We start from the raw sequence: 17,293 nt of genomic DNA on the forward strand, positions 1-17,293 counted from the left end.
TGCAGCAAGCTCGACAATAAAGTGTGAAAAATGAGCCAATTGCGGGAAGGCATACCCCGATGGCGGTCGGAAGCAACAGGAAAAATGTTAAAAATATCTGATATTCGAAACACAAAGTATTGCGTTGATTACAGTTTTTTAACCTTTTCACCCACCCCGACCACTTTCCGGGGTCGATGGCGCGCACCGGGAGAGGCTTCAATCAAGCAAGGCTTCAACGAGGGGCAGAATGCCCAAGAATGTGCCACCCGTTCAGGCGCATAGCCCGCCCAAAGGACAGCCGGGGGCACGCGCTGTTGGCGTGCCCGTTCGCCCGTTCACGCCGAGGCCGCACCCGTCATGGCTGCCATTGCTATTGCCATTGCAACTGCGCCAGCGAGTCGATAAACCCGTCAGCATCCACGGCACGCACCGGCTCGCCGTGGTTGTAGCCGTAAGTGACCAGCACCACGGGACAACCAGCCGCGCGGGCAGCCCGGGCATCATTGCTGGAGTCGCCAATCATCAAGGTGCGGCCCGGTCGGGTTCCCAGGGCCTCGCAGGTTTTCAGCAGCGGCAGCGGGTCAGGCTTCTTGCGCTCGAACGAATCCCCGCCAAACACCTCGGCAAAAAAATCCTCCAGCCCCTTGAGCTTGAGCAGCGGGCGCGCAAAGGCCGCCGGCTTGTTGGTCACGCAGGCCAGCTTGAGCCCGGCCCGCCGCAACGCATGCAGCCCTTCCGGAACGCCCGGATAAACCACCGAATGCAGGCCACTGATGCGGTCATAGTGCCGTTGATAGCCCGCATAGGCCCGATCGTAATTGGCTGCTGAATTAATAGCTGGAGAGGCCCGACTTTCCTGGACCCGAACGTGATTCAATACTGAGCGGACCAAATGCTCCGAGCCCTTCCCGACCATGCGGCCCACCGTGGCGGCATCCAGCGGACGAGCCTTGAAGCCCTCCCCGGAAAGATCCGCCAGCATCAGGTTGAGCGCGGCCACGAAGTCCCCCACTGTGTCCACCATGGTTCCATCCAGATCGACAATGGCCGCGTCAAAGGCGCCCTGGTTCAGATGAGGGAAATTGTCGACCATCAATGAGAGTCCTTCCATTGGCGGGCACGCCCGCTCCTGACGGCCCGGCGCAGGCAGTCGAGCATGTGCTGTTCATCGAGCGGCTTTTCCAGCCAGTCGGAAATCTCCAGCGACAGCCGCTCGGCGCGCACTTGATCCTCCTCCGGTGTCACCGACAACACCACGACAGGCAGGCCGGCGGTGCGCTTGTCCCTGCGCAGCTCGGCGATCAAGTCGAGGCCGTTTTCATGGGGCAGTTTGATGTCGACGGTCATGGCCGCATAGGACTCCATCTTGAGGTAGTCGCGAGCCTGTGCCGCCGTATGGGCCACATCCGCATCAAAACCGCCTTTGTCCAGCATCATGCCAATCAGCTGTGCGACATCCGGATCGTCCTCACACACCAGAATCCGTGGCCGTGCAATCGCATAAAGGCTCATCGGGGCCGTCACGGGGGGAGCCTCCTTCCATTGCGGCAATTCGAAAAAGAAAGTCGTTCCGACGTTCTGCTCCGTCGTGAAGCCAATGCTTCCTTCCATGCGCTCCACAATGGCTTTGGAAATGTTGAGGCCCAGGCCTGTTCCGCCCCGCTGCCGCGTATCAGACGCGTCGGCCTGGGAAAACTTCTGGAAGATGTGTTTGCGAAATTCTTCAGGTATGCCGGGGCCCTTGTCGCGGATCTCGACGCGCACGCGCTCCGCCTCGCAGCGCAGCAGAATCTGCACCGTACCTTCCGCCGGGGAGAATTTGATGGCGTTTGACAGCAGGTTCGTCACCACCTGAATCAGGCGGTCGCTGTCCGCGTAGACACTCACGGGATGGCGGCCGGCACGCAGCACCAGCTTCACCTGGTGCTGCGCTGCAAACCCCTCGTTCGCGGCGAGCACCTGCTCCATCAGGGGCGCCAGCTCCACCGGCTGCATCTCAAAGCGCATTTTGCCGGACTCGATTTTTTCGCTGTCAAGGATGTCGTTGATCAGGCGGATGAGCCGTTCACAGTTGTTTTTGGCAATGCCCACCAGCGCCTTCGCCTTCTCTGGCAACTCGCCGGTGACGCCGCCCCAGACCAGTCCCAGCGAGCCGCGTATGGACGTGAGGGGAGTCCGCAATTCGTGGCTGACGGTGGACACGAACTCGCTCTTCATGCGGTCAACGCGCTTGAGCTCGGTGACGTCGTTGCCCAGCGCGAAGAATCCAATGGCCTGGTCCCACTCCTTGCCCTCGCCATAGCGCGGGAAATAATCCATCACGTATTCGCGGCGCCGGCCGGTGGCGCTCACCTGCGCGCGCTCATACCGCACCGAATAGCCTCCAAGCGCTTCCGCGACGTGGTCTTTCACCCCTGCGTAAAAATCCGCCCCCATCACCTCCAGCAGGGTTTTCTGGTGAATTTGCTCGTGCGACAGGCCAAACGCCTCTTCATAGGCCTTGTTGTGGAACTGGAGGCGCTGGTCTTTGTCAACGTAGGCAATCAGCGCGGGAACGGTATCCGTGAGCTGGCGCAGTTGTGCTTCGCTGTCGCGCAATGCCTGGCTGATCCGTTTGCTTTCGGTGATGTCGCGAATGATGGCCGTGAACAGCCGCTGTCCGCCCACATGGACGTCCCCGAAAGACACATGGACCGGAAATTCGATGCCGTCGCGGCGCACCCCGCGGACCTCGGTGCCGGACTCCCTGAAATCGCGGGGGCGGCGGGCCAGGGCCTCATAAAACGCGGTGAACTTCGTCCGATAGCGCGCCGGCAACAAAGTAGCCACCTGGCGGCCGACCAGGTCTTCAAGCGTGTAGCCGAAGAGAGCCCGTGCGGCGCTGTTGGCGCCGACAATAACGCCTTGCGGGGTGGCCGTCACCACCCCTTCCGCCATGCTCTCGGTCACGGCCCGGCTCATGGCTTCGCTGTCGGAAAGCCGCGCCTCCACAAGGCGGCGCTGGGCCTGAAAGCGGCTGATCATCAGGAGGGCCCATGCCAATACGGCAAGCGAGAGCACGCCGCCTGACAGGATCAGCCGCTTGACGGTCTGGGCGCTCTGCCGGGTCTCTTCTTTTGAGCGCTCCAGCGCCAGCGTTTCAGCGCTTTTGATGCGATGGGCCAGAGCGTCAATCTCCTGGTGAAGCTGACGGTTCGGGCCACTGCCGACCAGGGCCGCGGCAGCCTCCAGCCCCGCCTGCTGCCGGGCGGCGACGGTCTGCTCCATCAGTTCAACCCGCCGGGTGATCAGGTCTTTCAGAGCGAGCAACGCCTGCGACGTGTCGGTTGGCGTTTGCGCGCCGGAGATGTGCAGCAGCGCCTGTTGCAACCGTTCCCGGCCTTGCCGGTACGCCGTCAGGTCATTTGCCGTCTGGGTGAGGAGGTAGCGCTGCTGCAGGGACTCCGTGGTTTTGAACTGGGAAACGACTTCCTCCAGAAGCAGTACCGTTTCCCGGGTTTTCGTCTCCTGCTGTGCATCGCTGATCAGCGCATTGATCGTGATGTACGACGCGGCCGTACTCAGGACGATCAGGGCCAGCCCCATGCACAGGGCCAGGTTGACAGTGGCGCGAAAGGGTAGCTTCATGGTGGCTTTTTGGGTTTGGACCTCGTGACCTCGTCTTAGGGCTCAATGTGCCAGGGGTCGGTGACCGCAGATGCCCCGAACCGGCTCATCCAGGGACCGTGATGGTGCGTGCAGGCCGGATACGCCACCGCGGCATACCCTGCCCGAGTGATTTATACACGGGTTGGCAGGCCGTCCATCGCCCGGGGCCTGCATTACTGCTGCCCGACCACCGTCCGCACTGCCTCCAGCAGGGAATCGATCTCGACTGGCTTGGTGATATAGCCATTGGCGCCCCCCGCCAGGCCTTTCAACACAGACTCCCGGGTTGCCTTGGCAGTCAGCATGATGACAGGCACATCCTTGAGTGCCGGGTGCGCACGAATTCTGAGCAGAATGTCAAAGCCATCGGCATCGGGAAGCATCACATCGAGAAGAACGAGATCGGGCCTCGGGGGTTTACGAAACTCGGCCACGACCTCGGCACGAGACCCGGCGACTCGCACATCAAACCCTTCAAAAATCAGATACTGGCTCAGGAAACTGGCCAGAAGCGGGTCGTCATCAACAACAATGGCCGATAAGCGCTGCCCCGGAGTCCGCGGGGGATGCACCGCGCGCTTGTGCGCAATCCGGACGTAGTAGCTGGAGTTCTTGAGCGACGCGGCGCAGGCATCGGCTTCAGCGTTGGCCTGGGTCAACGCCATGGCGCTGAACTTGAACTGCAGCGACGCGGCAAAGGAATCCGGATGGACCACCGCCGCAAGGTTCTTGAAGACCAGATTCCGGAGCGTCTCATCGAATGTTTCGAGAGCCGCCGCACTCATGCTCTGCCGAATCTGCGCCAGCGTCAAAACACCATCAAGTCGCACCAGCAATTCGACCTCGAGCGGTGAAATGGTGGTGACCGAACCGCGCAACTCCTGTTCACCGTTCGAAGTAACCCCGTAAACATCGGTGTAGTCCAAGGTATTGGCTCCTCTCATGACATGCGGCGTGACATGCGCCTGGGTGCTGTCAAATTCTGGTGCTTGAGGTTGAGGGCCGGCTCATTCGCAAGCGACTCCCCCCATACACCCGCAGATTCTGGCGTACCAGCCTCTGCATATTACCTCGACCCCGGCGTCAGAATGATCGAGACGCAGCGGCTTCGGGCGGCAAGCCGGCATCCAGCGCGCCCATCAGTTCGCCCAGGGACACCTCCAGCGCCGCCAGCCGCCCGTCAAGGGCCTCACGCGGCAGGCTTTCACCGAGGGCCAGTTCAAGCGTTTCTGCGTCATGTGGCACACGCGTTGCACCAATCTGCCCCGCGATACCCCGCAAGGAATGGCTCAGCATCTCAGCCGTTTTCAGCTCGCCTTCTTCCAGGGCCTGGCGGATGCGCGCGATCGTTTCCTGGTGGCTTTGCTGGAAGCGGCGGAGCATCGAGACGTACAGCGGGTTGAGCCCCATCGCGCGAGACAGTCCCAACGCCAGGTCCAGACCCACCACGTGGTCGGGCAATAAAGCATTGACTGAATCTACCTCCCCCGCCCCGGCCCCGGAGGCCGCGGCAGCTTCAGTGACAGGCACGGCGGTGGCAGCCGCCGGCGCCTCCAGGCTCTCAAGCGCCTTGCGAAGCTGGGCAGCGGCTTGCGCCCGCTCCGCATCCGTCAGCCGGCCCAGGTCGATGTCCATGCGCAGTCCCGGCTTGTCACTCTGGATGATGCCGGCATCGCCTGCCGGGGCGAGGGCCGTGTTACGGACGGCATAGATGGCGATGGGCTCGGAGAAGCCCTTGGCCAGCAGGGGGTCCCGCGCATCAGCGAGGATCTCGCCCTGCACCAGGGCATGGGTTTCGCTGGAGATCAGGATCCCGCCGGGCTCGGCTGCCTGCTCAAGCCTGGCAGCGAGATTCACCTCACGCCCGATGATGGTGTATTCCATGCGCAGCGCACTGCCGAAATTGCCCACATCGCAGAAGCCGGAATTGATACCGACACGTATCTCGAACGTCTTGCTGATGCCCATGCTGCGCCAGCGCCGCTGCAAATCCTGCATGCGCTTTTGCATCGCCATCGCCATCCTCACGCACTGCAAGGCATCCTGGCGCGGCCCCAGGCTGTGGGGATCGCCGAAAAATATGACGATGGCGTCGCCGATGAACTTGTCCAGCGTTGCGCCGTATTCCGCCGCGATCTGCGACATCTCCGCGAAATAGCTGTTCAACAGCAGCGTGACTTCTTCGGGTTGCCATTGCGCCGTCAAGGCGGTGAAATCCTTGATGTCGGAGAAAAACACGGTCAGCCGCTTGCGCTGCGTCTGAATTTCGGCGTGGCGGGAACCGTCGAACAGCGACTGGTAGACCTGTGGCGCCAGGTAGCGCGACAGCTGCTCGGACAAATCCTTCAGGCGTTTGGCATTGGCGCTGCGTTCCAGATGAAGCCTGACACGGGCCAGCAAAATGGGCGGGCTGATCGGCTTGGTGATGTAGTCCGTGGCGCCCAGATCCAGCCCTTTTTGTTCATCCGCCACGCTGCCAAGGGCGGTGAGGAAAATGACCGGGATATCGGCGGTGCGCGGGTCCCTTGCCAGCCGGCGCATGACCTCATAGCCATCCATGACGGGCATCATGACGTCCAGCAGGATGAGCCCGGGGCGCGGGTCGCCCTTTGCCAGCTGCAGGCCGGCCTCGCCATCGCCAGCCACCAGCACCTCGTATCGCTCCCGCAGCAAGGCCTCGAGGAAATAGCGGATATCCGCCGTATCGTCAATCACCAGAACGCGGGGCCGGTGCGGCTGCACCGGGGCAGTCATGGCACCAGCACCCGGATGGAGCAGCTCGCCCGCTCCCGGCCTCGCTACGTTATGCATGGTCCGGCTCCTCCATTAAAACCAGAGGCACTTTTTTGCGCCCCGGCGCGCCGCCTCAGTTCGCCAATGCGGCCCGCATCGCGTCAATCACCGCCTTGTAGTCGGGTTTGCCAAAAATGGCGCTGCCTGCCACAAAGGTATCCGCGCCGGCGGCGGCCACACGCGCGATGTTGTCGGTCTTGATGCCGCCGTCGACTTCCAGGCGAATATCCTTGCCCGAGGCGTCAATGCGTTTTCGCGCCTGCTCGATCTTGCGCAGCGCCGAGTCGATGAAGCTCTGCCCGCCAAAGCCGGGGTTGACGCTCATGATCAGGATCAGGTCTATGTCGTCTATGACCCAGTCCAGCACCTCCATGGACGAGGCCGGATTGAACACCAGCCCGGCCTTGCATCCCTTGGCCTTGATGGCTTGCACGCTGCGGTGCACGTGGCCGGACGCCTCGGGATGGAAGCTGATCAGGTCGGCGCCCGCATCGGCAAACGCGGCGGCCAGCGCATCGACCGGCTGCACCATCAGGTGCACATCAATCGGTACCGCCGAGCCATCGGCTTTTTTGGCGTGGGGTTTCAGCGCCTGGCAAATCATGGGCCCGAAAGTCAGGTTGGGCACGTAGTGGTTGTCCATCACATCAAAGTGGATCCAGTCGGCCCCCGCCGCTATGACGGCCTCAAGTTCCGCACCGAGGCGGGCGAAGTCGGCGGACAAAATGGACGGAGCAATCCGGTAGGTGGGCGGCGTGGTTTTACTCATGGGGCGATTGTCGCAGCAAGCCGCCCCCCGCTGCCGGGGGGCCGTTACACCGGCACGGGTTGAGGCGGTTAATATGGACGCCCACAGTTTTTCCAGCCATGTCCAAATACCATTTTTCCTGCGAAGTCGTCCCCCAGTACCAGCCTGACCAGTCAGCGCCCGAAGACCTGATTTACGGGTTTTCCTATACCGTCACACTCACCAACACCGGGGATGTGGCCGCCCAGCTGATCTCCCGCCACTGGATCATCAGTGACGCGAACGGCCACACCGAAGAAGTCAAGGGGCTGGGTGTGGTGGGCCACCAGCCGCTGCTCAAGCCGGGCGAGTCCTTCCAGTACACCAGCGGCTCGCGCCTGCGCACGCCGACCGGCACCATGCACGGCAGTTATTTTTGTGTGGCGGAAGACGGCACGCGCTTCGAAGTGGCCATCCCGATGTTTGTGCTCGAGGCGCACCAGGGGGGCAATCCGGCCGGCCGCGTCCTGCATTGACCCGGCCGATGAAAGACCTGCCCACCCTGCTCCGGGCGCTGAACCCCGATGCCGACCTGACCGGGCGCCACGTCTGGCTGATCCGGTTGTTCGCTTGGATTCGCGGCGACCAGACCTCGGTCCAGGCCGCCGTGGCGCGGGTGCAGGCTTTCCTGGAGGCCGCCGAGGCGCAGCCGGACGTTCAGCGGCGCCTGCAGGCCTGGTGGCAGCAGCTGATACAGACGGTCGACATCACCACCTTGCTGGCGGACTTTGGCTTTGCACCCCGCACGGCTTTTGTCAGCGAACTCGGCGAGCGCCTGCGTCGCAAGATGCTGCCGGGCACGCCCGAAACCACCGATGCGTCGGAGTTGTTCCCGCTGGTGGCGCCGAGGCGTTTCGATGCCCAATGGATGGGCGCCCTGGAAGAGCCGCAGATCGACCAGCTGGCCTGCCTGCTGTCACCCCATGGCCAGCTGGACACCCTGCACTGGCAGTACAGCCTGGTGGACGCACTGACCTACTGCACGGCCCAAATCCGTGCCACCGGTTTCGCGCCCGAGTTGCGGCTGCGCATGGACCGGGCCACGCCCCACGCGCGGGCATTTCACGCCCTGCCTTCCGACATCGAAGAACTTCGCAGCATTTTTTTCAACCCAGAACGTGACGAGGCGCAGCTTCAGGCCGCCGTCACGCAGTACCGCGGGCGGCTTGACGCCTGTCGCCAGGCGGTCAACAGCGTCTACGCGCACATCGAGGAAAACGGCATTTCGGTCGGCATGGTGTTCCGCCTGCGCCAGTTGCGCGAGCGCATGATGCGCGTGCGGGAACTGCTGGACGCCCTGCTCTCACCCAAACCGGCCATGGCCGCGCTCAAGCTGCTGGTGCGGCGGGTGGTCATCGGGCACGATAGTAAAAGTATCGGCGCGCTGATCAGCGCCAACTCCACCCTGCTGTCGGCCAAGATGGCCGAGCGCAGCGCTGAAACCGGCGAGCGCTACATCACCCGCAACCGCGAGGAATACCGCGACATGCTGGGCAAGGCCATGGGCGGCGGTGCGGTCACGGCCTTCACCACGCTGCTCAAATTCATGGTGGTGGGCATCGGACTGTCGGCTTTCTGGAGCGGCTTCTGGGCCAGCGTGGCCTACGCCGGCACCTTCGTCATGATCCAGCTGCTGCATTTCACGCTGGCCACCAAGCAACCGGCGATGACGGCGCCCGCCATGGCGGCCAAGCTCAAGGACATCGGATCGGCCGAGGCCACGAATGCCGTGGAGGATTTTGTCGATGAGGTGACGCACCTGGTGCGCTCGCAGGTAGCGGCCGTGTTCGGCAACGTGTTCATGGTCGTGCCGGCCGTGCTGCTGATCAACGCGCTGATCCTGCTGCTGCTGGGCCATCCGATGATCAGCCACGAGGAAGCCCGCCATATCCTGGCCACGCTGACGCTGCTGGGCCCGACGCTGCTCTGGGCAGCCTTCACCGGCGTTCTGCTGTTTTCCGCCAGCATGATCGCCGGGTGGGCCGAGAACTGGTTTGTGCTGCACCGCCTTGATTCGGCCATGCGCTACAACCCGCGCTTTACCAGCGCCCTGGGCAGTGAACGGGCGGCGCGCTGGTCAGCCTTCATGCGCGAAAACATTTCCGGCTTTGCCTCCAACATCGCCCTGGGCTTCATGCTGGGCCTGATCCCGGCGTTCACCGGCTTTTTCGGCGTCGAACTCGAAGCGCGCCACGTCACGCTGTCGACAGGGCAGCTCGCTGCGGCCGGCGCCTCGCTCGGTCTTGAGGCCTTCCGGTACCCGACGATCTGGTGGTGCATGGCCGCGATTCCGCTGATTGGCGCGCTGAACCTGGGTGTGAGTTTTTACCTCGCGTTTCGTTTGGCCCTGCAGGCCCACAACGTCAGCGGGGTGGACCGCGCCCGCATTCGCGCGGCCATCTGGGCCCGCTGGCGCACCCATGCACGCAGCTTCTTCATGCCGGCGTAGCGCCGTCAAGGCGAACCGGCGGCCACATCAGGCGGTTTCAGTTCTTGTCCTACAGGACGGGCGCCACGACACCTGTAAATTAGTGCAACGCATCGTCGCTTCCCGAGTGACGGCCGGGCTTCAAGCTATAACTGCTGGCCAACCCAAGCGCACCCGCCTTTGCCCCTCCCCCGCGGCAGGCGTGGCTGCAGAGTCCTGACCAGAGTGGAGAGCCTCCCGCATGAATGAAATCCTGGCCATCTGGGCCGAGTGGATCAAGCCATCGGCAGGGTTGCCTACGGTGCAGTGGTCCATCCTGCTAGCCCTGGCAGCCGCTTCCGGCCATCTGGTGAACCGTTACACCGGCCTGCCCAAGGTCATCGGCTATTCGGCCCTCGGCACAATTGCCGGTCTGGCCGGATTCACGGGCGCCGCCTGGCCGTTGCAGGGTATCGGGCTCTTCCTGCTGGAGCTGGGCGTCGCGGTCGTGCTGTTTGAGGCGGGCGGCCGCATTCCGCTGCGCTGGTTTCGCCACAACCCCATGGTGCTGGTGCAAAGCCTGGCCGAATCCACGCTGACCTTCTTCCTGGTGCGCTGGGCGCTGGACTATATGGGCATGCGCGAAGTCGTCGCCGAATCCCTGGCCCTGCTGGCCATCGCCGCATCGCCCGCCGTGCTGGCTCGCGTGGCCATCGACACGCGGGCGGCGGGCCCGGTCACCGAGCGGGCGCAGGTGCTGTCCACCCTCAGCACCTTGTATGCCCTGACGCTTTGCAGCGCCCGCGCGGGGATGATGCCGCGAGGCGAAGCCGAGCTGACGAACTCGCTCTATCCGGTGTTGGTGGTGCTCGGGCTGTCGGTGGTGGTCGGCGCCGTGCTGGCGCTCACGCTGCGCACCGCACTGCGCGTGATGAGCCCCACCAGTGAGAACACGGCCATCTTGCTGCTCGCGCTGATTGCGGCCGGCGCCGCGCTGGCCGCCAACTTTGGCGGTTCCGCGCCGCTGGCGGCACTGCTGGGCGGCATGCTGCTCAAGCAGCTCAATCCGCGCCCCTGGTCCTGGCCGCGGCAAATGGGCACGGCCTCATCCATGCTCACCATGCTGATGTTTGTGCTGGTGTCGGTGGTGGCAGCCCGGGCCGACTGGAGCGGCCCGGTGACGGGCCTGGTGCTGGCACTGGTGGTGGCGCGCATGCTGGCCAAGATTCTCGGCGTGGCGCTGGGCAATGTCGGCAGTGGTGCCAGCTGGAAGCAGGCCTTGTGGGTCGGCTGCGCGATGTCCCCGATGTCATCGGTGGCGCTGCTGCTGGTGTCGCAGTTTGTGGCCGCTTCTGGCGCGCTGGGGCGGCAGATCGCCGGGGTGGCCTTGCCGGCCATTTTGCTGATGGAGGTGCTGGGCGCGATTTTGGCCACCGTGGCCATTTACCGCTCGGGTGAAACCTCTACCCCTTGGCCGCCGCTCAGGCGCAGCGCCCCTGCAGGAGCCCCGCATGAGTCTTGAAACCTTCCATAAATCTGCCGCCCTGTCATTGGGCGTGGAGCTTGAGCTGCAACTCGTGAACACCCACGACTACGACCTGGCCCCCTATGCCGAGGACATGCTGCGCCTGATGCACAAGACGCCGCTGCCCGGCAGCGTGGTGCCCGAGATGACCTCGAGCATGATTGAAATCTCCACCGGGGTCTGCAACTCGTCGTCGGAAGTCCTGGGCCAGCTCTCGCAGATTCGCGATGCGCTCGTGAAAAGCGCCGACAAACTCAATATTGCCGTGGTCGGCGGCGGCACGCACCCGTTCCAGCAATGGCACGAACGCCGCATTTACGACAAGCCGCGTTTTCGCGAACTGTCCGAGCTCTACGGCTACCTCTCCAAGCAGTTCACGGTTTTCGGCCAGCATGTGCATGTGGGCTGCCCGAATGCAGACAGCGCACTGCTCACGCTGCACCGCATGTCACGCTACATCCCCCATTTCATCGCGCTGTCGGCCTCGTCGCCCTATGTGCAGGGCCAGGACACGGCATTTGACTCGGCGCGGCTCAACTCGGTGTTTGCCTTCCCGCTGTCGGGCCGCGCCCCGTTTGCGCTGACCTGGGACGACTTCACCGTGTACTTCGACAAGATGACGCGCACCGGTGTGGTCAAGAGCATGAAGGACTTTTACTGGGACATCCGGCCCAAACCGGAATTCGGCACCATCGAGATCCGGGTGTTCGACACACCGCTCACGGTGGAGCGTGCCACGGCGCTGGCGGGCTTCGTGCAGTCGCTGGCCTCGTGGTTCATGAACGAGCAGCCCTTCATGCCGACGGAAGACGACTACCTCGTCTACACCTACAACCGCTTCCAGGCCTGCCGCTTCGGCCTCGACGCCGTCTATGTGGACCCGGCCACCGGCGGCCACATGCCGCTGCGCGAGCACATCCTGATGACCATGGAGCAGATTGCTCGCCATGCGGGCGCGGTGGGCGCCGGCGCCTCGCTGCACCTGCTGCAGACCAGCGTGGAGCGGGGCGACAACGACGCCCGCTGGCTGCGCGAGAAGCAGGGCGAGGAGCGCCTGCTGGCCGAAGTCATCCGGCAGGCGGCGCAACGCTTTCGCGGCGGCGTGACGCATACCCAGCTGCCCTGACCGGGCAGGCGCACTGCCTGTATGCTTGGCGCATGGGTGAGTTTGATCTGATCGCGCGCTACTTCACACGTCCTGCACGCCGTGCCGTGCTCGGCGTGGGCGACGACTGCGCGCTGCTGCAGCCGACGCCGGGCACGCAGCTGGCCATTTCCAGCGACATGCTGGTCGAGGGACGGCATTTTTTTCCGGATGTCGATCCTTTCGCGCTGGGCCACAAGGCGTTGGCGGTCAACCTGAGCGACCTGGCCGCCTGCGGCGCGACACCGCTGGCCTTCACGCTGGCGCTCGCCCTGCCGCGCGCCGACAAGGCCTGGCTGGAGCCCTTCTCGCGCGGCCTGCTGCACCTGGCCGATGCGCACGGCTGTGAGCTGGTCGGCGGCGATACGACGCAGGGGCCGCTCAATATCTGCATCACCGTGTTCGGCGAGGTACCTGTGGTGGGCGGCAAAAGCCAGGCCCTGCTGCGCTCGGGCGCGCGGGCGGGCGATGACCTGTATGTGAGCGGCACGCTGGGCGATGCGCGGCTGGCGCTGGAGGCCCTGCGCGGCGCGCTGCAGCTGCCCGCCGAGGCACTGGCGCAAGCCCGCACCCGCCTGGAGCAGCCCACGCCCCGGGTGGCGCTGGGCCAGGCCTTGCGCGGCGTCGCCAGCGCCGCAATCGACGTGAGCGACGGGCTGCTGGGCGACCTGCGCCATATCCTCACGGCCTCCCGCGTCGGCGCCACCATCCGCACCGAATTCGCTATGGATTTGGCCGCTGCCGGCTCACGTTTGGCCGTGGAGGGGGCCGCTATTTCCCAAGAAAAACAGCTTGAATTCGTGCTCTCGGGCGGCGACGATTACGAGCTGGCCTTCACGGCGCCCATGTCCGCCCGTGATGCCGTGCGGGCCGCCTCGCAGCTGGCGCAAACGCCGGTCATACGCATTGGCAGTATCGAGAGCGAGACCGGCCTGCGGCTGGTCGATGCCCAGGGGCGGCTCATGCCCGGCGGGTTCTCGTCATTTGACCACTTTGCCTGACACGGCAGCAGCCATTATTTGCGCCCAAATAGCTGCCCCGCCAGACTCTCCGGGGCCGCAAGCAAATGCTACCGCGCCCCCGCCTCGCAATTACTTCGCATCCACCAGCGCACGAATGTCCAGCAGGGTCAGCTCGTTGTCATCGGGCTTGCCGATCACACGGCCTGACGAGTACGGGAAGTTGTTGTCGTTGACCAGCACAATGTGCGTGGCATCGACAATCGCCAGCCCTTCGGGGCCCAGGTGCGGCAGCACAAAATTGGCCTCGTTCGGACCCAGGCGGGCAAGCCGATTCGGGTTGGCGATACGGGTCAGGTCAATGTAGGCGACCTTGCGCACCAAGCCGTCGGCATCCACAGCCGACAAATCAATCTTGTAAACACGCTTGAAACGCGCCGGGCGGGTGAAGCAGTCGGCGCGCGCTTCGTTGGGGCAAGCCGGCGCCTGGCCTTCGGTGGCATCGTCGCGCTCAATCACCAGGCCGGTCGTGGCGTCCAGCATCTGGAAATCAGCGGCGACGTTGCCCACTTCTTCCAGCAGGTATTTCCACTGCTTGCCGGTGTAGCGGCGCGAGGCCACATCGACTTCATTGATGCGTACATAGGTTTTGTCGCCCAGCTTCTCCACGCTTTTGGCCGCCGCATCGAACAGCGGGCCTTCAAACATCGGGTAGAGCTTGCTGCCATCGGGCGACTTGGCCATGGCTTCAAACCCATTGGAGCGACGCACTTCAAACAATGCCATTCCGAGCTGATCGGGCAGGTTGGGTAGGCGGCCCTGCATGTAGTGATCAGGGGAGGCCAGCAGCTTGCCATTGACGACCGTCTCGATCACGCCCAGCACGCGGCCCTGAAAGTCGGTGCGCAGGATGTAAGGGCCGAACTCGTCGCCAATCCACCATTCATTGCCCACCACCTGGATCGACTCGGGATCGAAATCGATGCCGGTGAGGTAGCGGCGCTGCGTGTTTTCATTCTGGATGTGAAAAGGCACGCGTTTGTGAGGGTCGCTCAAAAAGATGGTGCCGCGGCGCACCACTTGACCCTTGCCCCAGTTCACCGACATCTGATGCACCATCAGCAGCGCATCCTGCGAATTGACCTTGTTGCCAAAACCGTTGTCGGTCAGCACCAGAAATTCGCCCTTCCCCACCGACACGATGCCGGAAAAGCCCTGCACCGACTGGCCTTTCATCGGCAGCGTGCCGCCCGAAGCGCGCGGGTATTTGGCATCCCCCACAAAGGTGTTGGCAGCTTCACTGCCCAGTTGCTCGTTGCGCTGGCGCCTGGCATTGGCGAATTTGCCTGCCGTCGCAAAAAAAGCACCGGCATCGCCCGGTGCCTTCACGGCGCCGGTGGCGAGGAGGGTGGCATGGCCCGCCAGGACGGCCTCCACCGCTGGCACCGGCGCTAGCTCGGCACGGCTGCCGCCCGAGGCCAGGCACAGTGCACAGGCGGCCGCAATGGTCAACGCATTCATTTGTTTCAACACCGACATGCTCATCCTCCATTTAGTGGCTGGACTGTGCCGGGTCTGTGTGAAACCGGTATGACAAAAGGGCAACCAGCATCACGCCTGGTCGGTCGGTCTTTCAGGCCTCTGGCCGGTGCTCGGGCGCGACGCGACGCAGCAGCCACCAGGCGCTACGGCGCGCAGCTTGCAGCACTCGCACGGCGACCCGGCCTGTCCCGCTCCAGAATTCCTCGCTCGCCTGGCGCCGCAACTGCTGAGCCTGAAGTTTGGCCGCATCCATCAGGCGGCCGTATTCGGCTGGATTGATCTTGCTGTTCATGACGCTTCCTTTCGTTGCGATGGGGATGAAGCCACTCTAGGCAAGGGCTGCCCCCCGGGAAACGGCAGGTGGCGCAAATGGGTTTTGCATCCACTGCAAAGCCGCTGGAGGCGTGCTGGTTACCATTGGCCCATGCGCCACCTCGACTTCGACGACATGCACCTGTTCGCCCGCGTGGCCGAGCTGGGCACGCTCTCGGCCGTCGCGCGCGAGCGCGACGTGCCAGTCAGCCAGATCTCGCGCACCTTGGCGCGCATTGAAAAAGCCTGCGGCGCGCGGCTGATCCACCGCTCCACCCACGGTCTGGCGCCCACGGCCGAGGGTGAAACCTTTTTGCAATACTGCCGCCGCATGATGGGCACGCTCGACGAGCTGGAAGGCGAATTTGCCCAGCAGACCCGGCAAGCCAGCGGCTGGGTGCGCGTGGCCGCCAGCACCGTGATCGCCGAATACCTGCTGGTGCCCAGCCTCGCAAGCCTGCACCAGTGCCACCCGCGGCTGTGCGTGGAATTCCAGGTGGAGGACCGGCTGGTGGACATGGCGCACGATGGCATCGATATCGCCATCCGCACCGGTGTGCCACCCACTGACACCGTGGTAGCGCGGCAAATCGGCGCGCTGGGCCGCAGGCTGTATGCCACGCCGGGCTACCTGCAGGCGCATGGCACGCCCAGGCATCCCGACGAGCTGCGCCGCCACAAGCTGATCACGAACAGCGCCGTGCCCATGCTCAACCGCTGGCCGTTCCAGAGCAAAGGCCAATCCAGCATGATCGCGGCCGAAGCCTGCTGGCGCTCGGACAGCACGGGCATCACCACCAAGCTCGCCCTGCACGGCCTGGGTATCTCGCGCATGGCCACCCTGGTGGCCGAGCCGCTGGTGCGCCAGGGCCTGCTGGTGCCGGTGCTGGCGGACTTCGTCGATGACCAGCCCCGCCCCGTTTACGCGGTTACGCTTACGAGCCGCCACCGCCTGCCCAAGATCAGGGCCTGCATCGACCACTGGACCGAATGGTTTGAAAAAACCAGAACCACCCCATGACCACCATGAGCGACTCCCCCCCTCCGCCAGAGCCCCTCAACCCGCCCGGAACCCGGCCCAACGCCCGGTTTCTGCTGGCGCATCCGGCGCATTTCATCGCCCTGGGTTTTGGCTCTGGCCTCAGCCCGGTGGCGCCCGGCACGGCCGGCACCCTGTGGGCCTGGCTGTCATTTCTGGTGCTGCAGAACTGGCTGGCGCCGGTGGAGATGGGCTGGCTGATTGCCGCCTCTGCGCTGGTGGGCTGGTGGGCCTGTACCGTGACCGCCAAAAACATGCGGGTGCTGGACCCCGGCAGCATCGTCTGGGACGAAGTGGTGGCCTTCTGGCTGGTGCTGTGGCTGGTGATGCCTGCGGGTTTCTGGGGCCAGCTGGTGGCCTTTGCCCTGTTCCGGTTTTTTGATGCGGTCAAGCCGGGCCCGGTGGCCTGGGCCGACCGGCACTTCAAGGGCTTCGATGCGCGTGGCGGCTTTGGCATTCTGTTCGACGATATCGTCGCCGCGTTCTGCACGCTGCTGGTGATCGCCCTCTGGAGAATCTTGTGAGCAGTGAATTGCCATCAAAAGATGAGCCGTCTACCCTGGCACTTGTTGGGCTGGTGGCCGATTTACTGCTGAAAAAACAATGGATGATGGCCACCGCCGAAAGCTGCACCGGCGGCATGATTTCCGCCGCCTGCACGGATCTTTCCGGCTCCAGCAACTGGTTTGAACGCGGCTTTGTGACCTATTCGGACGAGTCCAAAACCGAGTTGCTGGGGGTGGATGCGGCGCTGATCAAGAAACACGGCGCCGTCAGCGAGGCAGTGGTGCGCGCCATGGCCACGGGGGCGCTGAGCCGTTCACCGGCGCAGGTGTCGGTTGCCGTCACCGGCGTGGCCGGTCCGACGGGCGGTAGTGCGGCCAAACCCGTGGGTACGGTATGGTTTGGTTTTGCGCTGCCGGGCCAGGTGGTTTCAGAAGTCCGGCGTTTTGACGGTGACCGGGCCGCCGTGCGGGCAGCCACGGTACGGCACGCACTGCAGCGTCTGGTGGAATTATTGCAAGCTCCCCCCTGACAGGCGAGGCGCAGAGGGACACAACTCGCGGGCAACGCCGAGGCGGTGGCGGGCGCGCTCCAGTGCAGGCCCGGTGCGGCCAAGAGAACGACCAAAAACCCGTCAGCCATCCAAGGAGT

General features: G+C 64.1%; 15 protein-coding genes. 8 read left to right on the forward strand and 7 right to left on the reverse strand.

Annotated elements, in window-relative coordinates:
- Window positions 1-352: 352 nt before the first annotated feature.
- The 5 genes from gph to rpe all read right to left on the reverse strand — a co-directional run bounded on the left by gph (window position 353) and on the right by rpe (window position 7,192).
- Window positions 353-1,075, reverse strand: coding sequence for a phosphoglycolate phosphatase (gene gph / locus AC1DUB_RS15210; protein ID WP_477730201.1), 723 nt, complete (start codon window positions 1,073-1,075; stop codon window positions 353-355).
- The gene (locus AC1DUB_RS15215; protein WP_477730202.1) at window positions 1,075-3,609 is read right to left on the reverse strand and encodes a PAS domain S-box protein; all 2,535 of its coding nucleotides are present in this window, start codon (window positions 3,607-3,609) and stop codon (window positions 1,075-1,077) included. Before AC1DUB_RS15215 ends, gph begins: the two co-directional genes overlap by 1 nt.
- A gap of 194 nt (window positions 3,610-3,803) precedes the next feature.
- On the reverse strand, window positions 3,804-4,556 hold the full coding sequence (locus AC1DUB_RS15220) for a response regulator transcription factor (protein WP_477730203.1): 753 nt from the start codon (window positions 4,554-4,556) through the stop codon (window positions 3,804-3,806).
- Between the two features lie 157 nt (window positions 4,557-4,713).
- On the reverse strand, window positions 4,714-6,441 hold the full coding sequence (locus AC1DUB_RS15225; RefSeq protein ID WP_477730204.1) for an adenylate/guanylate cyclase domain-containing protein: 1,728 nt from the start codon (window positions 6,439-6,441) through the stop codon (window positions 4,714-4,716).
- Between the two features lie 55 nt (window positions 6,442-6,496).
- Window positions 6,497-7,192 carry a ribulose-phosphate 3-epimerase gene (gene rpe / locus AC1DUB_RS15230; protein ID WP_477730205.1) on the reverse strand — a complete coding sequence of 232 codons (696 nt, stop codon included), beginning with the start codon at window positions 7,190-7,192 and terminating at the stop codon, window positions 6,497-6,499.
- A 98-nt stretch (window positions 7,193-7,290) separates the two neighbouring features.
- On the opposite strand from rpe, the gene apaG reads away from it, so the two are divergent.
- From apaG to thiL, 5 genes are all read left to right on the forward strand, one after another.
- Complete coding sequence (gene apaG, locus AC1DUB_RS15235; RefSeq protein WP_477716224.1) at window positions 7,291-7,686, forward strand: Co2+/Mg2+ efflux protein ApaG; 396 nt, start codon at window positions 7,291-7,293, stop codon at window positions 7,684-7,686.
- Window positions 7,687-7,694: 8 nt separating this feature from the next.
- The gene (locus AC1DUB_RS15240; protein WP_477730206.1) at window positions 7,695-9,659 is read left to right on the forward strand and encodes a site-specific recombinase; all 1,965 of its coding nucleotides are present in this window, start codon (window positions 7,695-7,697) and stop codon (window positions 9,657-9,659) included.
- Between the two features lie 220 nt (window positions 9,660-9,879).
- Entirely contained in the window at window positions 9,880-11,139 is a 1,260-nt protein-coding gene (locus AC1DUB_RS15245) for a cation:proton antiporter (RefSeq protein WP_477730207.1), read from the forward strand.
- A complete protein-coding gene (locus AC1DUB_RS15250) occupies window positions 11,129-12,268 on the forward strand; it encodes a YbdK family carboxylate-amine ligase (RefSeq protein ID WP_477730208.1) in 1,140 nt (379 codons plus the stop codon). Before AC1DUB_RS15245 ends, AC1DUB_RS15250 begins: the two co-directional genes overlap by 11 nt.
- A gap of 32 nt (window positions 12,269-12,300) precedes the next feature.
- A complete protein-coding gene (thiL, locus tag AC1DUB_RS15255; protein WP_477730209.1) occupies window positions 12,301-13,287 on the forward strand; it encodes a thiamine-phosphate kinase in 987 nt (328 codons plus the stop codon).
- Between the two features lie 90 nt (window positions 13,288-13,377).
- On the opposite strand, the gene AC1DUB_RS15260 is transcribed toward thiL, so the two are convergent.
- Both AC1DUB_RS15260 and AC1DUB_RS15265 read right to left on the reverse strand, forming a co-directional pair.
- Entirely contained in the window at window positions 13,378-14,784 is a 1,407-nt protein-coding gene (locus tag AC1DUB_RS15260) for an esterase-like activity of phytase family protein (protein WP_477730210.1), read from the reverse strand.
- A 94-nt stretch (window positions 14,785-14,878) separates the two neighbouring features.
- Entirely contained in the window at window positions 14,879-15,079 is a 201-nt protein-coding gene (locus AC1DUB_RS15265) for a hypothetical protein (protein ID WP_477730211.1), read from the reverse strand.
- A gap of 132 nt (window positions 15,080-15,211) precedes the next feature.
- On the opposite strand from AC1DUB_RS15265, the gene AC1DUB_RS15270 reads away from it, so the two are divergent.
- From AC1DUB_RS15270 to AC1DUB_RS15280, 3 genes are read left to right on the forward strand one after another with little or no spacing between them, the layout of a single operon-like run.
- Window positions 15,212-16,120, forward strand: coding sequence for a LysR family transcriptional regulator (locus tag AC1DUB_RS15270; RefSeq protein WP_477730212.1), 909 nt, complete (start codon window positions 15,212-15,214; stop codon window positions 16,118-16,120).
- On the forward strand, window positions 16,117-16,662 hold the full coding sequence (locus AC1DUB_RS15275; RefSeq protein ID WP_477730213.1) for a phosphatidylglycerophosphatase A family protein: 546 nt from the start codon (window positions 16,117-16,119) through the stop codon (window positions 16,660-16,662). The genes AC1DUB_RS15270 and AC1DUB_RS15275 overlap by 4 nt, the downstream gene beginning before the upstream one ends.
- On the forward strand, window positions 16,659-17,174 hold the full coding sequence (locus tag AC1DUB_RS15280) for a CinA family protein (protein ID WP_477730214.1): 516 nt from the start codon (window positions 16,659-16,661) through the stop codon (window positions 17,172-17,174). The genes AC1DUB_RS15275 and AC1DUB_RS15280 overlap by 4 nt, the downstream gene beginning before the upstream one ends.
- Window positions 17,175-17,293 lie beyond the last annotated feature (119 nt).

The organism is Polaromonas sp. P4_F9, from assembly GCF_056401235.1.

Coding starts and splice junctions, on each gene's coding strand:
- AC1DUB_RS15265 (WP_477730211.1), bottom strand. CDS start 15,079: ATGAACAGCAAGATCAATCCAGCCGAATACGGCCGCCTGATGGATGCG.
- apaG (WP_477716224.1), top strand. CDS start 7,291: ATGTCCAAATACCATTTTTCCTGCGAAGTCGTCCCCCAGTACCAGCCT.
- AC1DUB_RS15240 (WP_477730206.1), top strand. CDS start 7,695: ATGAAAGACCTGCCCACCCTGCTCCGGGCGCTGAACCCCGATGCCGAC.
- AC1DUB_RS15260 (WP_477730210.1), bottom strand. CDS start 14,784: ATGTCGGTGTTGAAACAAATGAATGCGTTGACCATTGCGGCCGCCTGT.
- AC1DUB_RS15270 (WP_477730212.1), top strand. CDS start 15,212: ATGCGCCACCTCGACTTCGACGACATGCACCTGTTCGCCCGCGTGGCC.
- AC1DUB_RS15225 (WP_477730204.1), bottom strand. CDS start 6,441: ATGCATAACGTAGCGAGGCCGGGAGCGGGCGAGCTGCTCCATCCGGGT.
- AC1DUB_RS15245 (WP_477730207.1), top strand. CDS start 9,880: ATGAATGAAATCCTGGCCATCTGGGCCGAGTGGATCAAGCCATCGGCA.
- AC1DUB_RS15275 (WP_477730213.1), top strand. CDS start 16,117: ATGACCACCATGAGCGACTCCCCCCCTCCGCCAGAGCCCCTCAACCCG.
- gph (WP_477730201.1), bottom strand. CDS start 1,075: ATGGTCGACAATTTCCCTCATCTGAACCAGGGCGCCTTTGACGCGGCC.
- AC1DUB_RS15250 (WP_477730208.1), top strand. CDS start 11,129: ATGAGTCTTGAAACCTTCCATAAATCTGCCGCCCTGTCATTGGGCGTG.
- rpe (WP_477730205.1), bottom strand. CDS start 7,192: ATGAGTAAAACCACGCCGCCCACCTACCGGATTGCTCCGTCCATTTTG.
- thiL (WP_477730209.1), top strand. CDS start 12,301: ATGGGTGAGTTTGATCTGATCGCGCGCTACTTCACACGTCCTGCACGC.
- AC1DUB_RS15215 (WP_477730202.1), bottom strand. CDS start 3,609: ATGAAGCTACCCTTTCGCGCCACTGTCAACCTGGCCCTGTGCATGGGG.